This window comes from Thalassolituus marinus, from assembly GCF_020320395.1.
Taxonomy (GTDB): domain Bacteria; phylum Pseudomonadota; class Gammaproteobacteria; order Pseudomonadales; family Oceanobacteraceae; genus Venatoribacter; species Venatoribacter marinus.
Genome location: NZ_JAEDAH010000017.1, coordinates 1 through 25,972, shown reverse-complemented (window position 1 = coordinate 25,972; position 25,972 = coordinate 1). Strand labels below are relative to the sequence as shown.

General features: G+C 57.7%; 18 protein-coding genes and 1 pseudogene. 7 read left to right on the top strand and 12 right to left on the bottom strand.

Annotation, left to right across the window (positions count from 1 at the left end; all coding sequences use genetic code 11):
• Positions 1-82: 82 nt before the first annotated feature.
• From I9W95_RS03935 to I9W95_RS03895, 9 genes and pseudogenes are all read right to left on the bottom strand, one after another.
• On the bottom strand, positions 83-3,205 hold the full coding sequence (locus I9W95_RS03935; protein WP_225672066.1) for an efflux RND transporter permease subunit: 3,123 nt from the start codon (positions 3,203-3,205) through the stop codon (positions 83-85).
• Positions 3,198-4,823, bottom strand: a complete 1,626-nt coding sequence (locus I9W95_RS03930; protein WP_225672064.1) for an efflux RND transporter periplasmic adaptor subunit — start codon at positions 4,821-4,823, stop codon at positions 3,198-3,200. Before I9W95_RS03930 ends, I9W95_RS03935 begins: the two co-directional genes overlap by 8 nt.
• A gap of 11 nt (positions 4,824-4,834) precedes the next feature.
• Positions 4,835-6,163 carry a TolC family protein gene (locus I9W95_RS03925; protein WP_225672062.1) on the bottom strand — a complete coding sequence of 443 codons (1,329 nt, stop codon included), beginning with the start codon at positions 6,161-6,163 and terminating at the stop codon, positions 4,835-4,837.
• Entirely contained in the window at positions 6,160-6,702 is a 543-nt protein-coding gene (locus tag I9W95_RS03920) for a DUF411 domain-containing protein (protein WP_225672060.1), read from the bottom strand. Before I9W95_RS03920 ends, I9W95_RS03925 begins: the two co-directional genes overlap by 4 nt.
• Positions 6,703-6,765: 63 nt before the next feature.
• Entirely contained in the window at positions 6,766-6,969 is a 204-nt protein-coding gene (locus I9W95_RS03915; RefSeq protein WP_225672058.1) for a DUF2933 domain-containing protein, read from the bottom strand.
• A gap of 29 nt (positions 6,970-6,998) precedes the next feature.
• On the bottom strand, positions 6,999-7,583 hold the full coding sequence (locus I9W95_RS03910; RefSeq protein ID WP_062383556.1) for a c-type cytochrome: 585 nt from the start codon (positions 7,581-7,583) through the stop codon (positions 6,999-7,001).
• A 26-nt stretch (positions 7,584-7,609) separates the two neighbouring features.
• Complete coding sequence (locus I9W95_RS03905) at positions 7,610-7,927, bottom strand: hypothetical protein (protein ID WP_062817566.1); 318 nt, start codon at positions 7,925-7,927, stop codon at positions 7,610-7,612.
• Between the two features lie 41 nt (positions 7,928-7,968).
• The gene (locus I9W95_RS03900; RefSeq protein ID WP_225672056.1) at positions 7,969-8,253 is read right to left on the bottom strand and encodes a copper resistance protein B; all 285 of its coding nucleotides are present in this window, start codon (positions 8,251-8,253) and stop codon (positions 7,969-7,971) included.
• Positions 8,254-8,707: 454 nt separating this feature from the next.
• Positions 8,708-9,967 (bottom strand): annotated as a pseudogene (locus I9W95_RS03895) (Tn3 family transposase); the annotation flags it as partial.
• Here I9W95_RS03895 and I9W95_RS03890 point away from each other — a divergent pair.
• The 5 genes from I9W95_RS03890 to I9W95_RS03870 all read left to right on the top strand — a co-directional run bounded on the left by I9W95_RS03890 (position 9,888) and on the right by I9W95_RS03870 (position 18,964).
• On the top strand, positions 9,888-10,208 hold the full coding sequence (locus tag I9W95_RS03890; protein ID WP_425340206.1) for a DUF3363 domain-containing protein: 321 nt from the start codon (positions 9,888-9,890) through the stop codon (positions 10,206-10,208). The pseudogene I9W95_RS03895 and the gene I9W95_RS03890 overlap by 80 nt on opposite strands.
• Before the next feature lie 497 nt (positions 10,209-10,705).
• The gene (locus I9W95_RS03885; RefSeq protein ID WP_013260584.1) at positions 10,706-11,944 is read left to right on the top strand and encodes a TolC family protein; all 1,239 of its coding nucleotides are present in this window, start codon (positions 10,706-10,708) and stop codon (positions 11,942-11,944) included.
• 10 nt (positions 11,945-11,954) lie between these two features.
• Positions 11,955-13,163: an efflux RND transporter periplasmic adaptor subunit gene (locus I9W95_RS03880; protein WP_040113352.1), complete on the top strand. Its 1,209-nt coding sequence runs from the start codon at positions 11,955-11,957 to the stop codon at positions 13,161-13,163.
• A gap of 10 nt (positions 13,164-13,173) precedes the next feature.
• Positions 13,174-16,398: an efflux RND transporter permease subunit gene (locus I9W95_RS03875; protein WP_225672053.1), complete on the top strand. Its 3,225-nt coding sequence runs from the start codon at positions 13,174-13,176 to the stop codon at positions 16,396-16,398.
• Positions 16,399-16,498: 100 nt separating this feature from the next.
• On the top strand, positions 16,499-18,964 hold the full coding sequence (locus I9W95_RS03870; RefSeq protein ID WP_225672051.1) for a heavy metal translocating P-type ATPase: 2,466 nt from the start codon (positions 16,499-16,501) through the stop codon (positions 18,962-18,964).
• A gap of 197 nt (positions 18,965-19,161) precedes the next feature.
• On the opposite strand, the gene I9W95_RS03865 is transcribed toward I9W95_RS03870, so the two are convergent.
• Positions 19,162-20,484, bottom strand: a complete 1,323-nt coding sequence (locus tag I9W95_RS03865) for an ISL3 family transposase (protein ID WP_013260580.1) — start codon at positions 20,482-20,484, stop codon at positions 19,162-19,164.
• A 247-nt stretch (positions 20,485-20,731) separates the two neighbouring features.
• Here I9W95_RS03865 and I9W95_RS03860 point away from each other — a divergent pair, with 247 nt between their 5' ends.
• Complete coding sequence (locus I9W95_RS03860) at positions 20,732-21,049, top strand: four-helix bundle copper-binding protein (RefSeq protein WP_225672049.1); 318 nt, start codon at positions 20,732-20,734, stop codon at positions 21,047-21,049.
• Positions 21,050-21,101: 52 nt separating this feature from the next.
• Here the strand turns inward: I9W95_RS03860 and I9W95_RS03855 are convergent, their stop codons facing one another.
• Complete coding sequence (locus I9W95_RS03855; RefSeq protein ID WP_225672047.1) at positions 21,102-22,508, bottom strand: Imm58 family immunity protein; 1,407 nt, start codon at positions 22,506-22,508, stop codon at positions 21,102-21,104.
• 3 nt (positions 22,509-22,511) lie between these two features.
• On the bottom strand, positions 22,512-23,195 hold the full coding sequence (locus tag I9W95_RS03850; RefSeq protein ID WP_225672045.1) for a heavy metal response regulator transcription factor: 684 nt from the start codon (positions 23,193-23,195) through the stop codon (positions 22,512-22,514).
• Between the two features lie 316 nt (positions 23,196-23,511).
• Between I9W95_RS03850 and I9W95_RS03845 the strand changes: the two genes are divergently transcribed.
• The gene (locus I9W95_RS03845) at positions 23,512-25,836 is read left to right on the top strand and encodes a heavy metal translocating P-type ATPase (protein ID WP_225672043.1); all 2,325 of its coding nucleotides are present in this window, start codon (positions 23,512-23,514) and stop codon (positions 25,834-25,836) included.
• Positions 25,837-25,972 lie beyond the last annotated feature (136 nt).

Here is a 25,972-nt window from a genome sequence, read left to right as displayed (position 1 = left end):
GGTCCAATTGCATACCCACGATGGCATCCTTTTAAAAAGGTTACTCAGTCGTGGGCAGTTACACAATTTGGTTTACAGGCTCTTATGCTTTCAGCGAGCGGGTGCGCCATAGGTAATACACGACGGGTAATACCAACAACGTTAAAATCACAGCACTCACCATTCCGCCCACCATAGGCGCCGCAATACGGCTAACAACTTCCGCACCTGTTCCGGAACTGAACATAATGGGCAACAATCCAGCGATAGTGGAGACCGTAGTCATCATTACGGGTCTTACACGAAGTCCCGCGCCCTGTGTCACAGCTTCGAGCAAATCTTCTTTTAATGGTTGCACTCCACGCTCACGACAGGTATCTATCAATTGGTGATATGCTTGGTTAAGATAAGTTAACATGATGATACCTATTTCCACCGTAACCCCCGCCAGTGCAATAAAACCAACCGCAACCGCGACAGAAAAATTATAGCCAAGCAGGTACATCAGCCAGATTGAACCAATTACCGCCAGTGGTAGTGTTCCCAGAATAATGGCTATTTCGGTGAAGTTACGAAAATTCATGTATAACAGAATGATAATGATGGCAAGCGTCAAAGGAACCACATAGGTCAGTTTCTCTTTGGCGCGCAGCATGTATTCGTACTGACCGGACCAGGCCACCGAGTAACCGGCCGGTAAATCCAATTGCTGCTCGACCGTTGCCATGGCCGCTTGTACATAGCTGCCCACGTCCACCCCATCGATATCTACAAAGGTCCAGCCATTCAGCCTGGCGTTCTCGCTCTTGATCGCTGGCGGGCCGTCCTCCACATAGACATTGGCCACATCGGCGAGCGCAATGCGTTGGCCGCTGGGCGTAACGATGGGCAGCAGCGCCAGCTGTTCTGGCGAGTCTCGATAGTCCTGCGGGTAGCGCAGATTGATCGGATAACGCTCCAGTCCCTCAATGGTCTGCGCCACATTCATTCCCCCAATGGCCGTGGCTATTACCTGCTGCACATCAGCAATATTGAGGCCATAGCGCGCCGCCTGTGCACGCTGAATATCCACCTTGATGTAACGCCCACCGGCCACCCTTTCGGAATACACCGAGGCTGTGCCGGGTACATCCTTGAGGATCTGCTCTAGTCGCTGCCCAATCTTCTGAATTTCTCGCAGATCCTCGCCCGCCACCTTGATGCCTACCGGCGTCTTGATACCGGTGGCCAGCATGTCGATGCGAGTCTTGATCGGCATCACCCAAGCGTTGGTTAGACCGGGGAATTTCACTAGCGCATCCAGCTCCTTCTTGAGCTTCTCCGTGGTCATGCCCTCGCGCCATTCCTCTTTGGGCTTGAGCTGAATAAAGGTCTCGATCATGGTCAGCGGAGCGGGATCCGTGGCTGTCTCGGCACGGCCGATTTTGCCAAACACGGTTTTTACCTCAGGCACTGTCGCGATCAGCTTGTCGGTCTGCTGCAACAATTCCCTGGCTTTGCCTATCGAGATCCCCGGATAAGTGGTCGGCATATACATCAGATCACCTTCATCCAGATCGGGGATGAATTCACTACCAATCTTGTTAACCGGCCAGATCCCAACGAGGAAAATCACAACCGCAATGGCAAGTGCAATTTTCGGAAAACGCAATACGGTTTTCAGCAGGGGCATGTACCCGGCAATCAGTAATCGATTAACGGGATTCTTGTTTTCCGCTACCACCTTGCCTCTGATGAAATATCCCATCAAAACCGGCACCACTGTGATAGCAAGCGCCGCACTGGCTGCCATGGCATAGGTTTTGGTAAAGGCCAACGGGCTGAACATCCGGCCCTCTTGGGCTTCCAGGGTAAACACAGGTACAAAGCTCACAGTGATAATAAGCAAACTGAAAAACAGCGCCGGACCGACTTCACTGGCTGACGCCGCCACGATTTTCCAACGGTTCTCTGGCGTCAAGGGCGTACGTTCCATATGCTTATGCATGTTTTCGATCATGACAATCGCGCCATCAATCATGGCGCCTATCGCAATCGCTATACCGCCTAATGACATGATATTGGCATTAAGGCCTTGCCAATACATCACGATAAAAGCCGTAAGAATACCTAGTGGCAGACTGATGACCGCCACCAGTGAGGACCTGACATGAAACAGGAAAATGACACAGATCAACGCCACAAGAGCGAGTTCTTCGACCACACTTTTCCACAAACTGTCAATGGCGCGAGATATCAGCCCTGAACGATCATAAACGGTTACGATCTCCACGCCATCGGGCAAACCAGCCTTGAGTTTTTCCAGCTTGGCCTTGACCCCATCAATGGTTTTCTGGGCGTTCTCACCGAAACGCATCACCACAATACCGCCCACCACTTCACCTTCGCCGTTCAACTCGGCGATGCCACGGCGCATTTGCGGCCCCAACTCGATATCCGCCACATCCTTGAGCAACAGCGGCGTACCGTTAACATCCAACCCTAACGGAATGTTGGCCAGATCATCGATACTCTGGATGTAGCCGCTGGCGCGCACCATGTACTCGGCTTCGGCCATTTCCACCACCGAGGCGCCCACTTCCTGGTTGCCGCGCTGGATAGCCATCTGGATAAGAGACAGGGGAATACCGAAGGCGCGCAGTTTCTCCGGGTTTACCTTCACTTGATACTGCTTGACCATGCCACCGAGCGCCGAGACTTCGGAAACACCCGGCACGGTTTGCAGCTCGTATTTCAGGAACCAGTCCTGCAGGCTGCGCAGCTGACTGATGTCATGCTGACCGCTGCGATCCACCAAGGCATAGAGGTAGACCCAGCCGACACCGGTGGCGTCCGGTCCTAGTTGCGGCCGGGCGCTGGGCGGTAATGTGGGCGCGACCTGAGACAGGTACTCCAGCACCCGGGAACGTGCCCAGTAGGCATCGGTATCCTCGTCGAAAATGACATACACAAAGGAATCGCCAAAAAAGGAATAACCGCGCACGGTAACCGCACCGGGTACCGACAACATGGCAGTAGTCAGTGGATACGTGACCTGGTCCTCCACCACCTGCGGTGCCTGCCCAGGAAAACTGGTCTTAATAATGACCTGTACATCGGACAGATCGGGAATGGCGTCCACCGGGGTGTTTTTCAGCGAATAGAGACCCATCCCCACCAGCATCAAAGTAGCCAGCAGCACGAAGAAACGGTTACCGACGGACCAACGGATTATCGATTCAATCATGATTGTGCTCCTTTTGATCGTGAGCGTCGTGGTTCATGCCCTGGTGTTCGCTGTGCTCCGGCATCGACATATCACCGTGATCCATACCCTCGTGCTGACCGTGATCCATTCCTGCAGGCATGGCATCATTGCCTTGCTCATTGGGAATATGCACTTGGGTAATCTGGTATCCACCACTGTTGTTATTGGTGATCTGCACATGCAGGCGCATTCCCTGTTTGAGCGCATCCATGTCCACAGCCTCAGCGACGGTGAAATCCATGGTCATGGTGGGCCATTGCCAGTCCGGGATGGCCTCGTGCTCCAGGGTCACCATGCGGTGATCCGGCATCAGGCTGTCGATACGTGCGGCCACCCAGACTGAGCGGGAATCAGCGTCTGCCTTTACATCCATTGATTCGCCTTGCTGATCGCGCTTGGCCATGCGCTTGAAGTCCGACGTCTTGCTGGATTCCGAGTCGATCAGGAACTGAGCAGAGGTCACAATGCGTTCCCCTTCTTTGAGTCCCGACTGAATTTCCACCTGCCGTTCGCCCACACGCCCGACCTCAACGGCCACCGATTTGAATTTGCCATCACCCAGCGCCAACACCACGCGCGCCTGGCTGCCGGTACGGATCAGCGCTTCTCGCGGGATTAACAGTGCTTCAGCCCCCGCCTGGGTCTCAATGACCATCTGCGCGAACATGCCCGGCTTGAGGAAGTCGTCCGGGTTGTCGAAATGCACCCGGATTTGCGCGGTACGTGTCTTGGCATTCAAAGACGGATAGACATAGTCCACCTGGCCCAACCAATCCCGACCGGGCAGGTAATCGAGCCGCATCCGCACCTGGTCGCCGGTCTTGACCAGGCTTGCCTGTCGTTCGAACACCTCACCGATCACCCAGATATGCTCCAGTTGGCCGATGATCATCAGACTCAAGCCAGGCTTGACGAACATGCCCTCACGCACCGCGAGATTGTCCAGTACCCCGGACTGCGGCGCGGCAACGGTGATGGTCTGGCTGACCTTGCGGGTTTTAAGCAGCCGGTCGATATCTGCCTGAGGTACTTGCAGCGCCAACAAGCGTTCCACGGCAGCGCCGATCAACACCGGATTGTCGCGTTTCAACGCCAACAACAATTCCTCCTGGGCGTTGACCAGGGTGGGTGAATAGAGGGCGTACAGGGGGTCGCCCTGTCTGACCGGATCCCCGGCGGCCTTGACATGGAGCTTCTCGATCCAGCCTTCCACGCGCGGGCTGATATGCACCAGCCGGTTCTCATCGTATTGCACGTAACCGACGGTTTTGACATCCAGATTCAGAGCCCCGGACCCAACCGTGGCGGTGCGCACGCCGAGATTGTTGACGACCTCGGGCGATATCTTGACGGTGCCGGCTTCATCCTCTCCGGCGGATTTCTCGTACACAGGGATCAGATCCATGCCCATGGGCGATTTGCCAGGCTTGTCGCGCTTGTAGTTGGGATCCATGGGCGCCACCCAGTAAAGTGGCTTGCGTTCACCGCCGGTTGCTGTCATATCCCCCTCATCGGGGTTGCCGAGTAGCCAGACGCCGGATGCGCCGAGCAGCGCGCCGACGGCCGTGCCCAGCAAGGTTTTGGTGAATGTATTCATGTTGAACCCCTTTAAAACGGTTTCGCCGGCCGTGCATCGTCGAACGACGCCTCGGCGAGCAGGTAATTGATTTGGGCGATGGTCTTCTGCCGATCCACGGCAATGGCGAGCGCGTCGATCTTGGTATTCAATTCGGCAATGCGGGCACGCACGGCTTCGGCGAAGTCGCCGTCGTCGTTGTTGTAGGCCGAAAGTGAAGCCTCTGCCTGCTCGGCCATTTGCGGCAACAGCTGATCGGTGTATAACGCCTGGCGTTCATCGAGACGTGCCAGTTGTACGCTCGCGGTTTCCAGTTCCGCCATTAGCCGACGACCAAGCAAGTGCTTTTCGGTTTTGATGGCCTCGGTTCGATTGACGGCGGCTCTGACTTCCTTGTCCTGCCGGTTACCGGTGAAAATGGGCAGGTCGAAGTTCACGCCTATGGAGAGCAGATCCGCCCGGTCGCGCCCCATGGGATCGCTGTCGCGATAGCCGTATTGGGCGGTCAGGCCCCATTCGGGCTTGTATTTCTGTTTTGCCAGATCCACACCGGTTTGCGTTGCGTCGATACGCTGGTCCAGTGCCCGTAGCGCGGGATGATGGCGGATCCATTCGTAGCGCGTATGCTCGCTGGCCTGCTTAATGGTCGGTGCCGACAACGGCCTGACAAGAAAATCTGTTGGCAATACCGGTGCCACGGGGACCGTGGCAAGCGCGCCGATCCATTCGGACAGGCGCTTCTGTGCGGCTTGCTGTTGCTGCCTGAGCATCGTCAGTCTGTCTTCAAGACGAATCAGCTCCAACTGCGCGCGAATTACGTCCTGCTGACGTGCCCTGCCCAGCGCCGAGGAGTAACCCGCTTTGGCGGCATCCACCAACTGCTCAAAAAGTGCGCGATCCTGTTCGATCAGCCGGATACTCTCCTGCGCCTTGAAGACCTCCAGCCACAACTGGCTGACCGTAGCGCCTACCTTGGCCCGACGATCCAGCCTTAGTAAGGGATGCTGCTCGGCTAGCTGCTGCTTTTGTCGGCGGGTGAGCGACAGACTGTCACCCCGGGGAAACATTTGGCTGATCCCCACCGACAACTGAGTCATGCCTTCCTGATTGATGTCAAAAGAATCAACAGGGAAATTGCCGGCCATCAGGCTCATTCGGGGATCCGGCAAAGTCGCCGCGGCAGTCGCTTCGTCGGTAAGGGCCTGCTGAGTGTACTGGCTACCGGTGAGCCAGGGATCGGTATCTATGGCGAGGGTTATCGCCTCGTCCAGCGTCAGGGTCTCGAGAAGGGATTGCGCAAAGGCTATGACACTGCCTATACCGAGCGGCAGGATAAAAAGCATGGTGACGAATATTTTCATGGCTGCGCTTCCGGTTGTTGGAGTGGCTGAACCTGTTGAGCCGCGCTCTCGACACTGGCAAACACTTCAGTGCTGCCGTCTTTTTTCATCAGCAGAACCCGGTATGGCATGAACTTGTTACCCACCTCCATACCCGGACTGCCAACGGGCATGGCGGGCACTGTCAGCCCAATCCCGTCGGCTGGCGGATTAGCCAGAAACTGATGAATATAGCGGGCCGGGATGTGCCCCTCAAAGGCATAGCCTTGTGACGACACCGCTGTGTGGCAGGAACGCAGGTTGTTTGCGATTCGATAGCGATCCTTGATGGCGTCCAGATTAGCCGGGTGTTCGACACTGGTCTCAAAGCCCTCGTCTTCAAGGTGACCTATCCATTTTTTACAGCAGCCACAGGTAGGGCTTTTGTAGACGGTAAGCGTTTCAACTGCACCAGCGGATGGGTCAGATGTTTTTGGGTTTTTAGGCCCATCATTACAGGCCGCGATCAAGGGCAGCGTCAACAGCCCCAACACCAAGCCCGTTAATTTAAATCGATACATAGTTGCCTCTGACGACAATTGAATAGAACATTAAGTAATGGATGACAAGGTAACGAGCAGACTTCAGTCGTGCAGGCGAAGCGCCTTGTATCTTTCCTTTTCCTGCGACTGCACGCCGTGATGACCATGGCCGTGATGCATGAATAGGTGCATGAAAGGACAGGCAAGCAGGATTGCATAGGGCAAAAACGCCAACAGGTGCTCACGATGTTCGACCAGCAGGAAATAACTCGCCGCGCTGACGGGCTTGGTGTCTGTGACTGGCATGCGACATGGGTATCCTCCTGAAGCCAGCCTTAATGGTGCCCGGCGTCATCCGCGCCGCGCGCGGTCAGGATCTGGTATTGCTGCGGCGACAACTCGGGTAGGCGCTGCAGGAACGCCACCATGTTCCAGATGCGCTGATCGTCATGACCCGGCCCCCAGGCCGGCATCCCGGAAGCCTTGATGCCATGTTTAATAATCCAGAATTGTCGCTTAATGGCCTCGTCATCATTATCAGTGTCACCGGCATGCTCATGCCCATGCCTATCACCCGTCAGTGTTAGATTGGGCGGCGCGGGATACAGCCCCAGGGTAAAATCACTTTCGGTCTTGCCCGGTTTGAGATGGCAGCCGGTGCACATGTCGTTGTAGTCGGCGCCGCCTGCCAGCAAGCGCTCGGACGAATTCAGGTCGGTCGGCACCTCGATGTCGTTTGATGCGCGGGCGATGGATCGCTCGCGCAGGGTTTCCAGCGCCCAATAAGTCAAGTCGTTGTGATGGTCATCGGCTCCCATCGGATAGAGACCCGAATAGAGGAACCCCACACCGGTCACCGCCGCCACGCCTGCCGCAACGGCGAGGCATTTAAAGCAGGATAAAAACTTAAAGGACGTCATGTTATCTCCTCAGGAATGGCTACCCGTTATTTTTTGTGCTGGTGTTTGGCCGGCTTTTTTTCATCGGATTTTTCGTCATGGTTACCGTGATCGGTATGGCCTTTATCCCCATGAGCTTCATGCGATCCTTCTTCATCCTTGTGCATGGCCTTCATGCATTTTTTCATCATGGCCTGCATGACCGGATCTTTCATGTCCATTTTGGAATGATCCATGTCTTTCATGGCCGCACAGTCCGGCGCCTGCGCCTCCTTCATGTGCTCCTTGGGATCGTGGGCCTGGGCTGACAGGGCAAGCAATAATGCCGGCAGGGCGACGAAATAGCTGAGTGATTGGCGTTTCATAATGTGACTCCTAGGTTGTGTTAAAAACATAAGTCGTTTGATTAAAACCAGAACCGGATCCCGGCGACGTACCGGGTATCCTTGGTGGCATCGCCGTTGGCCCGCGCCTGATCGGCGGTGGCGCCAAAGGTGCCGTTCCACTCGATACCGACATAAGGGGCGAACTGGCGTGAAAACTCGTAGCGCAATCGCAGTCCCAGGGCGACATCGGACAAACCGCTACCCAGTCCGTTAACCGCATCGTCTTTGCCATAGGCGGTCAGTTCAGCCCGAGGCTGTAAAATCAGGCGCTGGGTGAGTAGCAATTCGTATTCCGCTTCCTTCATAGCTAATCCATAAGCAGCTAAACCACGCTGTAACCTTCCTATGGTTCTTGCCGTATTTACACAGAGTATATGGAAAATAACCTGACTTGAGCCTGACCTGAAAATGACATTTATGTAAGAGATCGGGGTTGGGCCATCATTGTTGACAACTACCACTACAAAACGCACCGAGATACTTCTGAAATAAAAGCGAAGGGTTATGTTCCTTACAGAATTGTAATGAAGATCGCCTGAACGGGGTCAGTTCATGTCGGTCGTATTTCATGTGGGCGACTCTTGAAGGAGCTCTCAAGCAACTATGTTTAACGATGGAACAACGATTCCGGAGAACGCAAAGACTAATTCCGGGTATACGGATTTAATGGTTGATGGGGCACCTTCACCCCATCAATCTGATACCACCCTCAGATGGTTGATAGATGGGGTCGCCTCAGAAAACGGAAAATAAAGCACGCTAAGCCGGTTGTAGCGGCCGTAGCGGCCTGAATTTGCCCGCGCCGATCTTGGCGCTGCTGCGCCAGAGGTAATCGCCGGTCAGGTTGATGTGCTCCCAGCCCAGCGGCGACAGGTACTGCAACAGCGCATCATCGACGGCATGGCCGTTGCCACGCAGTCCGTGTGCCGCCCGCTCCAGATAGACCGTGTTCCACAACACGATGGCCGCCGTCACCAGGCTGAGGCCGGAAGCGCGGTAGCGCTGTTGCTCGAAACTGCGGTCGCGGATTTCGCCCAGGCGGTTGAAGAACACGGCGCGAGCCAGCGCGTTGCGCGCCTCGCCCTTGTTCAGCCCGGCATGCACGCGGCGGCGCAGTTCCACGCTTTGCAGCCAGTCCAGGATGAACAGCGTGCGCTCGATGCGCCCCAACTCGCGCAGGGCGACGGTCAAGCCGTTCTGGCGCGGGTAGCTGCCAAGCTTCCTGAGCATCAGCGAGGCCGTCACCGTGCCCTGCTTGATCGAGGTGGCCAGCCGCAGGATTTGGTCCCAATGGGCGCGGACGTGCTTGATGTTGAGCGTGCCGCCGATCATCGGTTTGAGCGCGTCATAGGCGGCATCGCCCTTCGGGATGTAGAGCTTGGTGTCGCCCAGGTCGCGGATGCGCGGCGCGAAGCGGAAGCCCAGCAAGTGCATCAGCGCGAAGACGTGATCGGTGAAGCCTGCCGTGTCAGTGTAGTGCTCTTCGATCCGCAGGTCGGATTCGTGGTACAGCAGGCCGTCGAGCACGTAGGTCGAGTCGCGCACGCCGACGTTGACGACCTTGGTGTGGAACGGCGCGTACTGGTCGGAGATGTGGGTGTAGAGCGTCCGCCCTGGGCTGCTCCCGTATTTCGGGTTGATGTGGCCGGTGCTCTCGGCCTTGCTGCCCGTGCGGAAGTTCTGGCCGTCCGACGACGATGTGGTGCCGTCGCCCCAATGCTCGGCGAAGGGATGCCGGAACTGCGCGTTGACCAGATCGGCCAGCGCTGCCCCGTAGGTTTCGTCGCGGATGTGCCAGGCTTGCAGCCAAGCCAGCTTGGCGTAGGTCGTGCCGGGGCAGGACTCCGCCATCTTGGTCAGGCCCAGGTTGATCGCGTCGGCCAGGATCGTGGTCAGCAACAGATTCTTGTCCTTGGCCAGGTCGCCCGATTTCAGGTGCGTGAAGTGCCGGGTGAAGCCCGTCCATTCGTCCACCTCCAGTAGTAGTTCGGTGATCTTGACGTGCGGCAGGATCATCGCCGCTGAAACCGGCCTGGAGCCCCATACAGTCAGTGACGGCGAGCGCGTCAGCGGCGTCTACCGTCGCAGCGTGATGCTGGCCAGCGGGCGTTTTGCGATGCTCGATGATGGCAAGGGTTTCAGCCTGGTGCCCTGGAAGGCGGTGATTGAGCAACGGCTAGGTAGCACCCTCGCAGCGACTGTCCGTGCGGGACATGTGACCTGGGAAATCGGGAGGCAACGTGGCCCCACAGTTTCATAAGGCGAGTCGGTCCCCTCGGTACGGTGGCGATGCTGGGCGCTGAAATGTGTTGCCGCTTTTCCCCGGTTCTTGGTAACATGACGAAATGGTGCATACTTTTATCAGACATAGGCTCATGGTGGTGGCGTTGCTGCTTGCAACGTTCGTTGCCATACCTGTGGCTGACATGTTTCTGTGTGCATCCGAGAGCGTAGATGCTCACTATGTCATGGCGGATTCTCACGATGAGAGTGTGGATAGCCAGAGCAATGGTTCCGACTCAGACAGTGGTCATGACGCCTGTAGCCATGGGCATTGTCACCATATCTACGCTCACATTCCCCCGGGCACGGCCCCCAAAACCGAGTCCCTCAATTCGACGCATCAGTGGCCAGCCAGTGATGCCCTTGTGTCTCGCACTCCTGACAGGTTGATGCGCCCACCCAAAGCCTGACGACTCCCGGCTGCACCCTTCGTGCGGCCGTTTCGTCAACTCATTCAGCTTTGGGAGTTTCCTCATGTTCACGTCGTTCAGTCGACCGCAGTGGGCGGTTGGCTTTGCTGTGGCTGTTACAGCGGTCTTATTCGCATTACCTTCTCGGGCCGAGCCGGCTCCGCCCTATGAAGCATTGATCGAGAGCCTCGATCGCATCCCCATCACGGTTGAAGCGGAGGCGTTGCTCGACGCTGCCAATGCGCGCGCGCAACAGGCGCGGGCTTTGCCCAATCCCTCTGTCTCCGTGGAAACCGAAAACGTTTACGGTCGCGGTCCCTTTTCCGGCTACGACGCTGCGGAATCAACATTCTCCATCAATCAGCCATTGGAGCTGTGGGGCCAGCGAGGCGCACGTATCGGTGCCGCACAGGCGGAAGCTAAGGTCGCGGCGCTGCGGCGTGATCAAACACAGTGGACGGTCGCTGGCAGTCTTGCGCTGATCTATTCCGAAGCGGAAGCGGCTTCCCTGCAATATGAACTGGCTGTCGAGGCGCTGGAACTGACGGAAGCGGACGCGAACGCAGTCATGCTGCTGATCGAAGAAGGTCGGGAACCCTCACTGCGCGGCATCCAGGCGAACAGTGAAGTTGAATCTGCCCGTGCTGCAGTGGACGAAGCGCGGGCGAACCGCGATGCCGCATTTGCCAGACTGACTGCTGCCGCGATGCTGGTCCAGCCAGTGACCGCCATCGAACCCAGTCTATTGAACCGCTCCCCTGATGCCTCCTTTCAGGCCATGGGCAATCCTCTCACCGTTCAGATTGCCGAGGCAGAACTGGAGGCCGCGAATAAATCGGTGAGTGTCGAGCGGTTGCGTGCGCGTCCTGCGGTAAGCGCGTCGCTTGGTGTGCGGAGGTTCCAGGAATACGACACGGAGGCATTCACCTTCGGCATCAATGTATCTCTCCCCTTGTTCGACAGAAACAAGGGCGCGATCAGTGCTGCCCGTGCAGAGGAACGTGCCGCAGCAGCCAGGTTGACCACGGCAAAGCTGCAAACCCAGGCGAATCGCAGTGCTGCCCAAGCCCGTCTTGATGCGTCCATTACCCGCATACGTGCTGCCGACAAAGGCGTTGCTTCGGCGGAGGAAGCCTACCAACTCGCGCGTGCGGGGTTCGACGCCGGGCGTATCTCGCAACTGGAGCTGCGCAGTATCCGATCGGCTCTGATCAGTGCACGTAATACGGCCGTCAATGCGCGGTTAGCGCGCGTCCGCGCGGAAGTTGAACTCGCAGGCCTTGATGGCCGCGCTCCATTCTGAGGAAGCATTCATGAACTCAACCAAAAACCGGCTCCTCATTGGAGCAGCTTTACTGATCGCCCTAGGGCTTGGCTTCGGCGTCGCCCAATTCGTGCCGCATGCGGAGCATGAAGCGCAGGCCGAGGATGGTGATCATGCCTTTCATGACGAGGGTCATGAAGAAGATGGAGGACACGATGACCACGACGAACACGAGGGAGAGTCGACAGAAGAAGGTGTCGTCGCACTGACGGAACAGCAGATCAAGGCGTCGGGCATCGGTATCGTCAACGTCAGCCGTGGCGGAGGGAATGAATATCGACTGTCAGGCCGCGTTGAACCGGCGGTTGACGCCAAGGCCATTGTCGCCGCGGTCACCAGCGGCCGGGTTGAACAGATTCTCGTTGCTACCGGTGCCTCAGTAGAGGTGGGGCAATCGCTGGCGATCATCGTCAGCGGCGAAGCCGCCACATTGCGTGCCAACGCCGATGCCGCGGTGGCAGAGGCGGAGGCAGCGCGACTTGTCTATCAACGGGACCTGAATCTCGTTGCGCAAGGCATCGTCGCCCGCCAGGAGATGGAGGCATCCCGGGCACGGTCTCTTGCCGCCGACGCAGCGGCGAGGGCAGCGCAGGCGCAAGTCGCCGCCAGTGGATCACCTGATACCTCGGGGCGGCTCACCATCAACAGCCCGATTGCCGGCATCGTCAGCGCCGTGAATATCACCCCCGGTGGGGTTGTGGCGGCCGGCGGCGCTGTGGCGGAAATCGCAGACCCGGCCCGGGTGGAACTGGTGTTCAACGCGCCTCCGGCGCTGGCATCTGCAGTCACCACGGAAACCCGCATCCAAGTGACGGGAACATCCCGCAACTTTGACGCTGTCGTGGTCGGCGTTGCCGCCAATGCCCGCGAACAAAGTGGTGCAACGGTTATCCGAGCGCGATCAACTGCCGGCGATCTGCCGCCAGCCGGTTCACCGATAACGGCCATTGTCGTGACGGACACACAGGAAGCCGGACTCACCGTACCTGCCGATGCCGTGCAAACGGTGGAAGGGCAATCCGTCGTATTCGTGGTTGAGGACAGCGGCTTTCGCGCTACGCCGGTGCTTGTCGGTCGGCGTGCGGGTGGGTTCATTGAAATCCTCAATGGCCTGTCCGGTAATGAACGCATTGCTGGCACCAATGCCTTTCTGTTGAAAGCCGAACTCGCCAAGGGCGAGGCCGAGCACGGTCACTGAGGCGAAGCCCATGTTCAAAATGATTATTGAGAAATCAGTTCAGTTTCGCTGGGCTGTGGTGTTCGCCGCGACGCTCGTCATGGCCTACGGGTTGTTTCAGCTCAGCAGGCTTCCCATCGATGCCGTTCCGGACATTACCAATCGTCAGGTGCAGATCAACACCGTCGCACCTGCGCTAGCGCCCGCGCAAATCGAGCGCCAAGTGACCTATCCGCTCGAAACCGCACTCGCCGGAATACCGGGGCTGACCCGCACGCGCTCCATATCGCGCAACGGGTTCTCACAGGTTACCGCCATCTTCACCGACCAGACCGACATTTACTTCGCACGTCAGCAAGTCGGCGAGCGCATGCGTGAGGTGGAGGAAGATCTGCCGGAAGGGGTGACACCGATGATGTCACCCGTCACGACGGGACTGGGCGAAGTCCTGATGTGGACGGTGGATTTCACGCCGTTCGATCCGGCGAACGTCGGTCAACCGAACGAACCGGGTTGGCAGGCCAACGAGGTCTATCTGACGCCGGAAGGCGACCGCCTTACGACGCCAGAGGAGCGTGCCACCTACCTGCGCACTGTGCAGGACTGGATCATTGCGCCGCAGATGCGCTCGGCTCCGGGGCTTGCGGGCGTCGACACGATCGGTGGCTATGTCAAGGAATATGCCATCCGCCCGAATGCCGAACAGCTGGCAGCCTACGGCCTCGGCCTGGGTGATCTCGTGCAGGCGCTTGAACGTTCCAATGTCCAAGCAGGTGCCGGATTCATCCAGCGTGCTGGAGAGGGTCTGATCGTTCGGACAGATGCCCTTGCGCAGACCGTCGACGATCTGGCGCAGGCGCCTGTCGCCAATCGCAACGGCTTCGTCATCCGCGTCTCGGACGTGGCGAGCGTCGGTCTGGGGCAGGCGCCGCGTCTGGGCGCCGCCACGCGCGATGGGCACGAAGCCGTGCTCGGCACTGCATTGATGATCGCCGACGGCAACAGCCGCACCGTGGCGCAGGCCGCGGCCGAACGCCTTGCCGAAGTCAATCGCTCCCTGCCACCGAACATCGTGGCCGAACCCGTACTTGATCGCAGCGAACTGGTGAATTCCACGATCAAGACGGTCGCCAAGAACCTGACCGAAGGTGCGCTACTGGTCATCGCCGTGTTGTTTCTGTTGCTGGGCAACTTCCGCGCGGCAGCTATCACTGCACTGGTGATCCCGTTGTCATTCCTATTCGCAGTGATCGGCATGAATCGCTTCGAGATCAGCGGCAACCTGATGAGCCTGGGCGCGCTCGATTTCGGCATCCTCGTCGATGGTGCGGTGATCGTAATCGAGGCGACGCTGCTCATGCTTGGCCAGAAGCGGGCCGAGTTGGGTCGTGCATTATCCGCAGGCGAGCGGCTGGGCGTGGCGATCCAGGCGGCGCGCAAGATGGTGCGGCCCGCTGCTTTCGGCCAGACCATCATCCTGCTGGTATTCGCACCGATCCTCACGCTGGAAGGCGTCGAGGGTAAGACCTTCCAGCCCATGGCGGCGACCCTCATGCTTGCCTTGGTCGGTGCATTCATTTTTTCGTTCACCTTCGTGCCGGCAATGGCCGCCCTGTTCGTGCGTGAGCCAAAGATGCAGGGTGGTGAGCATGGCTATTCGGATGATGGCGAGCACGAAACCCGCCTTATCCGCTTCGTGCGTGCCAAGGTTGAACCGGTCATTCGCCGAGTGGTGATGCGGCCGCGAGCGGTATTCGCCGGTGCTGTTCTCATGCTGGCGATCGGATTGACGGCTTTCGTTTCATTGGGACGAGAGTTCATGCCGACGCTCGATGAAGGCAACCTGGCCATGCAGGCGCTGCGGGTGCCTTCGACTTCCCTGGAGCAATCGCTGTCGATGCAGCTTGCCTTGGAGAGGGCTTTGGCGAATGAGCCGGAAGTCAAAACCATCTTCTCGCGCACGGGCACCGCCGAAGCGGCCATCGACCCGATGCCAACCAACATTTCGGACAGTGTCATCGTGCTCCATCCCCGCGCCGAGTGGCCGGATGGATCACTGGACAAGGAAGCACTGATCCAGCGCTTCGAATCGCTGGTGAGTGATCAGATCGGTAACGCATTCGAATTCAGTCAACCCATCGAACTGCGTTTCAACGAACTGATTTCAGGCGTGAGGACCGACCTGGCTGTCATGGTTTTTGGTGACGACTTCGACATCCTGCAAAGAACGGCGGATCAGATCGCGCTCAAGCTACGCGGCATCCCGGGGGCTGCCGACGTGCGTGTGGAGCAGGTCTCTGGACTGCCTACGCTCACGGTCCAGATCGATCACGCGGCCGCAGCCCAGTATGGATTGAGCGCCGCCGATGTCAGTGAGGCCGTGGCAACCGGCATCGGTGGAACATCCGCTGGCAAGATCTTCGAGGGCGACCGTCGCTTCGACGTCGTGATTCGGCTGGAAGAAGTCGCCCGAAATGATCCTGCGCAACTGGCGGCCCTGCCCATCGTTGCAGCTGATGGCACCGTGGTGCCTTTGTCATCGGTGGCGCGTATCGACGTACGCGAAGGGCCCAACCAGATCAGTCGCAACAATGGCAGTCGCCGCATCGTGGTGCAGTCCAATGTACGCGGTCGGGATCTGGGTGGGTTCGTGCAGGAGGCTCAGACCGCCGTGGCAGATGTGCCGCTTCCCGCAGGTGTCTATCTGACCTGGGGCGGCCAGTTCGAGAATCTGCAGCGTGCCGAGGCGCGCTTGATGATGGTGGTTCCGGTCGTGTTTCTGCTGATCGGAAGCCTGCTGTACATGGCGTTGGGCACCATCCGTGAAGCCGCGCTTGTCTTTGTCTGCGTGCCCTTGGCTTTGGTGGGTGGCGCATTGGCACTGCTGCTGCGTGGTATGCCGTTCTCCGTATCGGCAGCCGTGGGCTTCATCGCGGTGTCGGGTGTGGCCACGCTCAATGGCTTGGTGCTGATGCAGGCGATTCGTGAGCGTCTGACGGCTGGTGACCTGCCTCTGGAGGCCGCTGCCGCTGGCGCGTCGAGCCGCCTTCGCGCCGTGCTGACGACGGCACTGGTGGCCATCGTCGGCTTCATCCCCATGGCGATAGCGACAGGGTCCGGGGCCGAAGTACAGAAGCCGCTCGCCACCGTCGTTATCGGGGGATTGATCACCGCCACCGTGTTGACCTTGATGGTGCTGCCCACCTTCGCTGCTCGTGCGGTGAAGCCGGAAGAAACGGGGAGAGGCAGAGCATGACAAGCAAACTACATCCGGTTTCTTATCCCGCTCAAACATCAAAATATGTCCTTGTCAGAATTCCCGGAGGCAGTGGAAAAATGCGATCGAGGGAGAAGTCATGACTGAAAAACTACAGATCGACCTTCCGGTTCTACTGCCGGATATTGCGCACGATGCCGACGCCTGTGTACAGCGTCTTCTCGTTGAACTGAGAGCGCAACAAGGGATAGAAGAGGTTCATATCCGCAGCGGCGTCAACAATCAGGCGCATGAGGTATGCATTCACTATGCCTCCGAAGCGCCATCGCTCGCGCGCATCCGCGAACTCGTCGAAGCTGCCGGTGCGCGTATTACCCAGCGGTACGGTCATCTGATCTGGCAGGTCAAGGGCGTCACACACCAACGACTTGCACGTACCTTGACCAAACGACTGCTCTCCATGCCTGGCGTGCTTGAAGCAGAGGTCAGTATTGGTGGCGTGGTACGGGTGGAATTAGATAGGGAGAAAATCTCAGAGGATGACATTCGTGATGCGCTCGCGGAAGTTGGTGTCAACCGAAAGCCCGAAGACCCCCCAGCTGGGCGTGATAGCGATCAGCTCAAAGATGGCGACGGTGATGCGCACCGTCACGCCGGTGTGTTTGGCGAAAACAGTGAATTGATATTCTCCCTGCTGTGCGGAGGACTTCTTGCCACCGGATTCGCGTTGGATAAGTGGGCGCCCGTCGCAGATTGGCTCGCCATCGCCAACTATCTCGGTGCCTACCTCTTTGGTGGTTTCTATACCGTCAAAGAAGCAGTTCAGAACCTGAGGCTCAAACGCTTCGAGATCGACACGTTGATGCTGGTCGCCGCCGCCGGTGCGGCGGCGCTCGGTGCTTGGGCCGAAGGCGCCTTGCTGCTGTTCCTGTTCAGCCTGGGCCATTCGCTGGAGCACTACGCCATGGGCCGGGCCAAGCGGGCGATTGAAGCCCTGGCCGAACTCGCGCCGGAGACCGCCCGTGTCCGCCGCGACGGCGAGGTCAGGGAAATAGGCGTGCAGGAACTGGTTCTGGGTGACTTGGTGCTCGTGCGGCCCAACGAACGTTTGCCAGCCGACGGTTTCGTGGTGTCCGGCGAAACCAGCATCAACCAGGCCCCGGTCACTGGAGAAAGCGTGCCCGTCGATAAACGCCCGGTTCCCGACCCGGCGCAGGCCAATATCCGGCCTGATCTTTTGGACGCGGCGCATCACGTGTTTGCCGGCACCATTAACGGTGCCGGCGCGATAGACATCGCCGTGACCAAACTTGCCTCGGAAAGCGCGCTGGCCCGCGTGGTCAAAATGGTCAGCGAAGCCGAGACGCGGCAATCTCCCACGCAGCGACTCACTGACCGCTTCGAACGCGTCTTCGTGCCGGCCGTACTGGCTACATCCTTCCTGCTCTTGTTCGCCTGGGTTGTAGTAGACGAGCCGTTCCGGGACAGTTTCTACCGCGCCATGGCCGTACTGGTAGCGGCCAGCCCGTGTGCGCTCGCCATAGCAACGCCGAGCGCCATCTTGTCTGGCGTCGCGCGCGCTGCTCGTGGCGGTGTACTGATAAAAGGTGGAGCCCCGCTTGAGAAGCTCGGTTCGCTTGATGCCCTGGCCTTCGACAAGACCGGCACCTTGACCGAAGGACGGCCACGTATCACCGATGTCCTGCCAGCACCGGGCGTCAACGAGACCGAGCTACTGGCCACGGCAGTTGCCGTCGAAGCGCTGAGCGATCATCCCTTGGCGCGGGCCATCGCACAGGATGGCGTGGAGCGCCTTGGCAGCACGACGCTTCCCGTTGCATCCGGGCTTCGTAGCCTCACCGGCAAAGGGGTGATCGCCGAGATCGAGGGACATGCCGTGGAAATCGGCAAGGCGGAAATGTTCGGCAGCGACAGGATACCCGCCTTGACGGAGCCGGTCGCCGAGGCGGTCGAACGGCTCCGCATCGAGGGGCGCACCACCATGGCGGTACGCCGCGCAGGTCGTGATCTCGGGGTCATCGGTTTGATGGATACGCCACGCGCAACGGCGCGGCCGGCGCTCGAACGCCTGCGTGCCATCGGTATCAATCGCATGATCATGATTTCTGGCGACAACCAACGCGTCGCCGATGCCGTCGCCAAGCACGTGGGCTTGGACGAGGCATGGGGTGATCTGATGCCGGAGGACAAGGTAGAGGCCATCAAAAAGCTGCGGGACACCACTGAGGTCGCGATGGTAGGAGATGGTGTGAATGATGCGCCCGCCATGGCCCATGCGACAGTCGGCATCGCCATGGGGGCGGCCGGCTCGGACGTGGCGTTGGAGACTGCCGACGTTGCCTTGATGGCGGACGATCTTTCGCACCTGCCGTTTGCGGTCGAACTCAGTCGACGCACCCGGAAGATCATCCGCCAGAACCTCTTCATCAGTCTTGGCGTTGTGGCGATTCTGGTCCCGGCAACGATTCTCGGTCTGGGAATTGGTCCCGCCGTCGCAGCCCATGAAGGTTCAACTTTGGTAGTAGTGTTCAACGCACTTCGGTTGCTCGCCTATAAAGAGCGTGAATATAAACCTGAAGGTTAAGGAAGCTCTGAAAAAGCCCGTTTTTCGCGAAACCGCTGCCCTGTATCCCGCATGGTTACTGGGCTCCATTTTTCGAGAAATGACTTTTTCAGACCATCCTTAAGAAAGGAGGTGTTGATTGAGTCGGTGCTAAAAAATGGACTTGCGTCATCTTCGATGTTTCAGGCTCTAAGCCGTTTCCAGTGGAAATTGACTTCTCAACATACATGACGGTAGCGCCCGTAGTCGCGGGCGATTGCCGGCACCAAGGGGCTTTGCGGTAGATGCTCGAGCTTGGACATTCGCAGGTAGGCGATCGCGATGAAGTTTTCCGGGTCACGGAAACCTCGGGCGGCGGCTTTCGCCTTCTGCAACAGGCTGTTCATCGCCTCGACGTAGGCGTTGCTGCGCCCGTCGAGCATGCCGCGCACGACACCGCCGAGATGTTCTTTCAAGGTGACCGCCAGGCGCTTGAACGGCTCGAGCCGCGAGCGTCGCGCCCAACTCATCCACTTCGTCAATGCGCCGAGGGCGATCGCTTCGCTATTGCTGTCACGCGCCTCGCGGTAGACCAGCCGCAGGGCCTGCTTGAGTCGCCAGGCCCGCGCGCTCTTCAGATTCGAGCGCTGCAGCCAGTGCATCGCCTCGAACTGCGCGCGAGTCCAGCTCGCCGAGTCCTTGCGCATGCCCCACAGCAGTTGGCGAAGGGTCTTCTTGCCGTGCACGCCCACCGCCTCGCGGACCGCTTCTGCCGAGTTGCGCATCTCTTCGCGTCGCACCTCATCCATCGCCGCGTTGGCAAGCGCCACGACGTGAAAGCGGTCATAGCTGATCTGGGCGTTCGGCAGCGACTGCTCGATCCCCTTGGCGTACGCCGCGCTCATGTCGATGCAGGCGTGTTCGATGGCGGCCGGATCGCCGCCATGCACGCGCATATCCTCGGCGAAGGCCCCCAAGGTTTGATGGTCACGACCGGGGCAGGCAAACAGCAAGCGCTTGGCCGCCAGGTCATGCACCACGGTGATGTACTGGTGCCCACGCTTGACGCTGGTCTCGTCAATGCCCACGTGGCGCACGCCCGACATGTCGTCCTTGGCACGGGCCACCTCGACATAGTGGCGCACCCGCCGCCACAGCCGCTTTGGCGCAACCCGCATCTGATTGGCGGCCTGGGCTACCGGCAATTCCCGGCACAGCGACAGGCCCAGCGCCTCGAACAGCAACGTGAAGCCACTGCCCTCTCGTGCCCACGGCACCGGCAACTGCGTGGTCTTGCCGCAGCCCGAGCACTGCACGCGCGGCACCTCGGCATGCAACCACGCTTCGAACTGGAAGAAATCCAGGTGTCGCCAACTGCGGCGCACCCGGTCATGGATCAACTGATGCTCGACCCCGCACGCAGGGCAGGCTGCACGCTTGCCGGTGTGCTCAACCTCGAAGTCGATGCGCCGCTTGGCCGTGTTGAGCTCGACCTTGGCGACGTGCCAGGGCGGCTGCAGGCCAAGTGCGGTGGTGAAGAGGGCTTCGATCTGGTTGTTCATCAGTTGCGAGGTCGGCGTCAGTGTCGGGCGGTTGTACCACCGCAGGTCATGTATGTTGAGAAGTCAATTTCCACTGGAAACGGCTTAGAGCCGAAGTTGAGGCGTGTGGGGTTCTTGCTGGAATTAGCGAAGGAAACATGCACCAGCAGTAGGTGAAGCATCAACCAGATAATCCGATGAGATGCCGGTCTGTCTCACTCTCATGCAAAGGTAAGATCAACCATTTAATCCGCTTACCCCTAATTCCATGTATCAGTCCTGTATCCAGGCATGTTGGACATGTGCTCAGGCATGCGAAATGTGCGCTTCCGCGTGTCTGCGTGAGGAAGACGTGAAAGCGATGGCTCGTTGCATTGAGCTTGATCGGGACTGCGCAGATATTTGTTCGCTGGCGGCCGTATTAATGAGCCGTGATAGTGAACTGGCCAGGGAGTTTTGTGCGCTGTGTGCGAAGGTGTGCCGGGCCTGTGCGGAGGAATGCGGGAAACATCAGATAGATCACTGTCAAGAATGCGCGGAAGCTTGCAGGAAATGTGCAGAGGAATGCGAGCGGATGGCAGCGTAATTCCGGGCCGCTGCCCTGTGGTTGCGGAGCTCCAGGGCAGCAATGTCGTCATCTACTCCATTTTTAGAGGTAATTGAACCTCAAACGTGGTTGCCTCCGTTGTGGAGAACGCTCTGATCTTCCCGCCGTGGGCTTCGATAATCGATTTCGTGATGGCCAAGCCCAGCCCGGCACCTTCGCTGCTACGTTGGCGGGATGCGTCGAGCCTGTAGAATCGTTCAAAAATATGATTCAAATGCTCTTCAGGTATAGGTGGCCCTGGGTTCTGTATGCGGATTCTTACGTTACCGGAGTTCACTTGAAGGGTTGTGGTTACGCTCTGCCCCTCTGGCGTATGCCGGACTGCATTGGACAGCAAGTTACTCAAGGCGCGACGGATCATTAGTCGGTCGCCATGGACATGAACTTGCTCTCCGGTATTTTCTAACAGCACCTCCCGCTCTTCTGCCCAGGCGCTGAAATAATCGAACAGGTTTCTCAGCTCTGACTGAAGATCGATATCGACCAGTTCCGGTTTCAGCAGCTGATTATCAGCCTGAGCCAGAAAAAGCATGTCACCGACCATCTTGGCCATGCGATCATATTCTTCGAGGTTTGAATACAGCACTTCCCGGTACTGCTCCACGCTGCGCGCCTGGGTTAGCGCTACCTCAGTATGGGTTCTCAAATTGGTAATGGGTGTGCGCAGTTCGTGCGCGATGTCACCGGAAAAATCCGATAGGCGTCGGAATACATCTTCAAGCCTGCCAATCATTTCATTGAAGGAAATCGTCAGCTCTACCAACTCGGCGGGGACGGATCGCGGTTCAAGGCGAAAATCCATCTGATCAGACCTGATGCGTCTCATCTCTCGGCTGATACGTCGAATAGGAGCGTGTCCCTGGTAAATCGCGAACCAGGTTGCCAGAAGAACTATCAAGCACGCGGCAAGGGTGACAATCCGAAGGTGGTTCCGAAAGCCGTCCAGGTAATGCAGATGAAAGTCGATTCCTGTGGCGACCGCGAGTCTGAACCTGGCTTTGCCTTCAAGCCTGTCTGATTCAATCCACAAGACCGCACCACGAAAGGCTTCTTGATGATCATTCCAGCTCTCAACCGTATCGATAGTGATTTCTTCTACAGGTCGGGCAGTGCGGGCGAACGTGTCCAGATTGAAACCCGGTGTTGAGTAGATCAATGACCCGCTATCGGTACTGATTCGGTATTGAGCTTTACGATGGCCTGTTACCACGCTAGCGAGACGCTGATGCAGTTCGTCGGCGGGTATATCGGCCGGTATGGTCGCGAGGAGGTATTGCAACGCCTGAACTACTGAATTGAGCTCATCCACATCCTGCTGGACGAAATGATTATTGATAGAGCGCTCCATCATCCAGCCAAAGGTGAGGAGAACAGCGGTTATCACAGCGCCAATGGAGACGGTGAGTCTAACGACCAGAGATGGCGGGCGTCTTTTCATGGGCTAGCCTGGCTGTGTCACGTCAAGCATATAACCCATGCCGCGTACGGTATGAATCAGCTTTGGTTCAAAATCATCATCGATCTTCGCGCGCAGCCGCCGGATAGCAACATCGATGACATTGGTGTCACTGTCAAAATTCATGTCCCACACCTGGGAAGCGATCAATGAGCGTGGTAACACTTCCCCTTGGCGCCGCACAAGGAGTTCAAGTAGGGTGAACTCCTTGTTGGTCAAGTTGATCCTCACGCCATGTCGCTGTGCGCGACGGCGAGGTATATCCAGCATCAGGTCAGCCACCTGGAGTTGATCCTGAAAAACCGGCGCAGCACCGCGCCGTAACAATGTACGTACTCGTGCCAGCAGCTCCGAAAAAGCAAAAGGCTTGACCAGATAGTCGTCCGCTCCCAATTCCAGACCCTTGACCCGGTCTTCTACACTGTCCCTTGCGGTGAGAAATAACACAGGCGTGGTGGATCTGGCCTCTCTCAATGACTGCATAATTCGCCAGCCATCCACATCAGGCAGCATTACATCAAGGACAATCAAGTTATACGAGCCGGTAATCGCCAGGTGGTGACCATCGAGCCCGGTCCGGGCGAGATCTACCACAAAGCCGGATTCTATGAGGCCCTGCCGGATATAATCCCCAGTTTTCACTTCATCTTCTACGATGAGAATCTTCATCGTTCCACTCCGCTCTACAGTTCAGGCCAAGGAAGCCAGTCCATTTCATTGTCGTCAATATCAATTTTATAGTCTGAAATCTGCCCACAACATGACCAGAAAATGACAAGCATGTAATGTTGGTGGCCGGAAGCTAGGTTATATCGGTGAGAAAAGCGTTGTTCGCATAACATGACTAAAATGTAATGCTTGCGGGAGCAGCCTGGTCATCTTTAACTAATAAGCTTATGGCATCATGATTCATGTAATCTCCTCCTTTAAGAAACCGCTTAATACGCGGTGCAAACTGCCTGCTTATTTGAAAAGGTGCTTATCCATGGCGCACGATAATTCTGATTCTCATTGTCATCATCATGCTCCCTCCAACACGGGCTCAGGGCTTACAGACCCGGTCTGCGGCATGGGTGTAACGGCAGACTCTGCCCAGCATGTTGAGCATGCGGGTAAAACTTACTACTTCTGCAGCACCAAATGCATGAATAGATTCCAGCATGACCCTGAGAAGTTTCTTTCACCAACCTCGCCACCTCCCTCGGAAGCGGTCAAAGGCACAATTTATACGTGCCCGATGCATCCGGAAATACGTCAGGACAACCCCGGAACCTGCCCTAAATGCGGCATGGCACTTGAACCCCTGATGCCCAGTCTGGAAGATGACAATCCCGAGCTGGACGATTTTTCCAGGCGATTCTGGTGGACATTGCCTTTTACCGTCATTGTCACGGTGCTTGCCATGTTTGGGCCACAGCTTGGCTGGTTCGAGATGGCGACGCAAACGTGGATAGAGCTTGTACTGTCGCTTCCCGTGGTGCTGTGGGCCGGACAGCCGTTCTTCGTACGGGGTTGGCAATCAGTGGTCAACCGCAGTCCCAACATGTGGACGCTGATCGGCTTGGGTACCGGTGCCGCCTTCGTCTACAGCACGCTGGCAACCGTAGCTCCCGGTATATTTCCGGAAACATTCATGTCCATGGGGCGTGTGGCGGTTTATTTCGAAGCCGCAGTGGTGATCATTTCCCTTACGCTGTTTGGTCAGATGCTGGAGCTTCGCGCGCGTTCCCAGACATCCGCTGCCGTCCGGTCATTGCTCGGTCTGGCGCCCAAGACGGCCCGCCGTATCAATGCAGACGGAACAGAAGAAGATGTACCGCTGACGCATGTGCATGAAGGTGATCGTTTACGCGTACGTCCCGGTGAGAAAGTTCCTGTCGATGGCATTGTTGAAGAGGGTGCAAGTTCTCTCGATGAATCCATGTTGACTGGTGAATCGTTACCCATCAGCAAGCGCCCGGGTGACAAGGTCATAGGGGCAACGATGAACACCTCTGGTGCACTTGTGATCCGGGCGGAGAAAGTCGGCTCGGCCACTGTGTTGTCACAAATTGTCCAGTTGGTGGCTCAGGCCCAACGCTCTCGGGCGCCGATGCAACGGATGGCTGATTTGGTGGCGGGTTACTTTGTCATGGCGGTGGTAGCCATCGCCATCCTCACCTTGGTCGTGTGGGGCATGTTCGGCCCGCAGCCAAGCTGGGTCTATGGCCTGATCAATGCGGTCGCTGTTCTGATCATCGCTTGCCCTTGTGCGCTGGGGCTCGCAACGCCCATGTCAGTCATGGTTGCTACCGGACGAGGCGCAACCCAGGGTGTTCTGTTTCGTGATGCAGCAGCAATAGAAAATCTGCGCAAAGTCGATACGCTCATCGTAGACAAGACCGGCACCTTGACAGAAGGCCGACCCGCATTCGATCAGGCTGTTTCCGCTGGCGAATTGGACGCCGATGAAATCTTGCGCCTGGCTGCCAGCCTCGATCAAGGCAGCGAGCATCCTTTGGCTGACGCTATTGTCAGCGCTGCGCGCGAACGTAATTTGGTGCTCAGCCCAGTGGACGACTTTGACTCGGGTAGCGGCATAGGCGTACGGGGCAAGGTTGAAGGCAAAACACTGCTGTTGGGCAACACTGCGTTCATGCAGCAGGATAACGTCAATGTTGATGGCCTGGCTGCCACCGCTGAGGGATGGAGGACAAAGGGTGCGAGTGTGATGTACCTGGCGGTTGACGGCACACTGGTCGGCCTACTCGCCGTTTCCGACCCCATCAAACAGAGCACCCCTGAAGCGGTACAGGCGCTCAAGGCCACGGGAATCAGGGTCATCATGGCTACTGGTGACGGTATTTCAACGGCAAAAGCGGTCGCCGAACAACTAGGCATAGACGAAGTTCATGGCGAAGTGAAACCGGCCGACAAGCTGAATCTGGTTGATAAGCTTCAATCAGAAGGTTGCATCGTTGCGATGGCGGGCGACGGCATCAACGATGCCCCGGCACTGGCCAAGGCGAATGTCGGTATCGCTATGGGAACCGGGACGGACGTAGCGATGAACAGTGCGCAAATCACCTTAGTAAAAGGAGACCTGCGGGGTATCTCGATTGCCCGGGACCTGTCAAACAAGACTGTTCTCAATATGAAGCAGAACCTTGGTTTTGCGTTCATTTATAATGCGTTAGGCGTTCCACTGGCTGCTGGCGTCCTGTACCCGTTTGCCGGGTTGCTTCTATCACCCATGTTTGCAGCCCTGGCGATGAGTCTGAGTTCAGCGTCCGTTGTATTCAACTCGCTGCGGCTTCGTGGTTCGGTTTAAGCTGGATACGTCGAGGGGTAATCCCCCCACGATAGAACAGCCTGTTCTTTACGAGCCTGTAAATAAATCTGTGTAACTGCCCACCCCATTACAGGTGACCGTTCAGGCGGTCACCAAATTCGATAATAAAGCGATT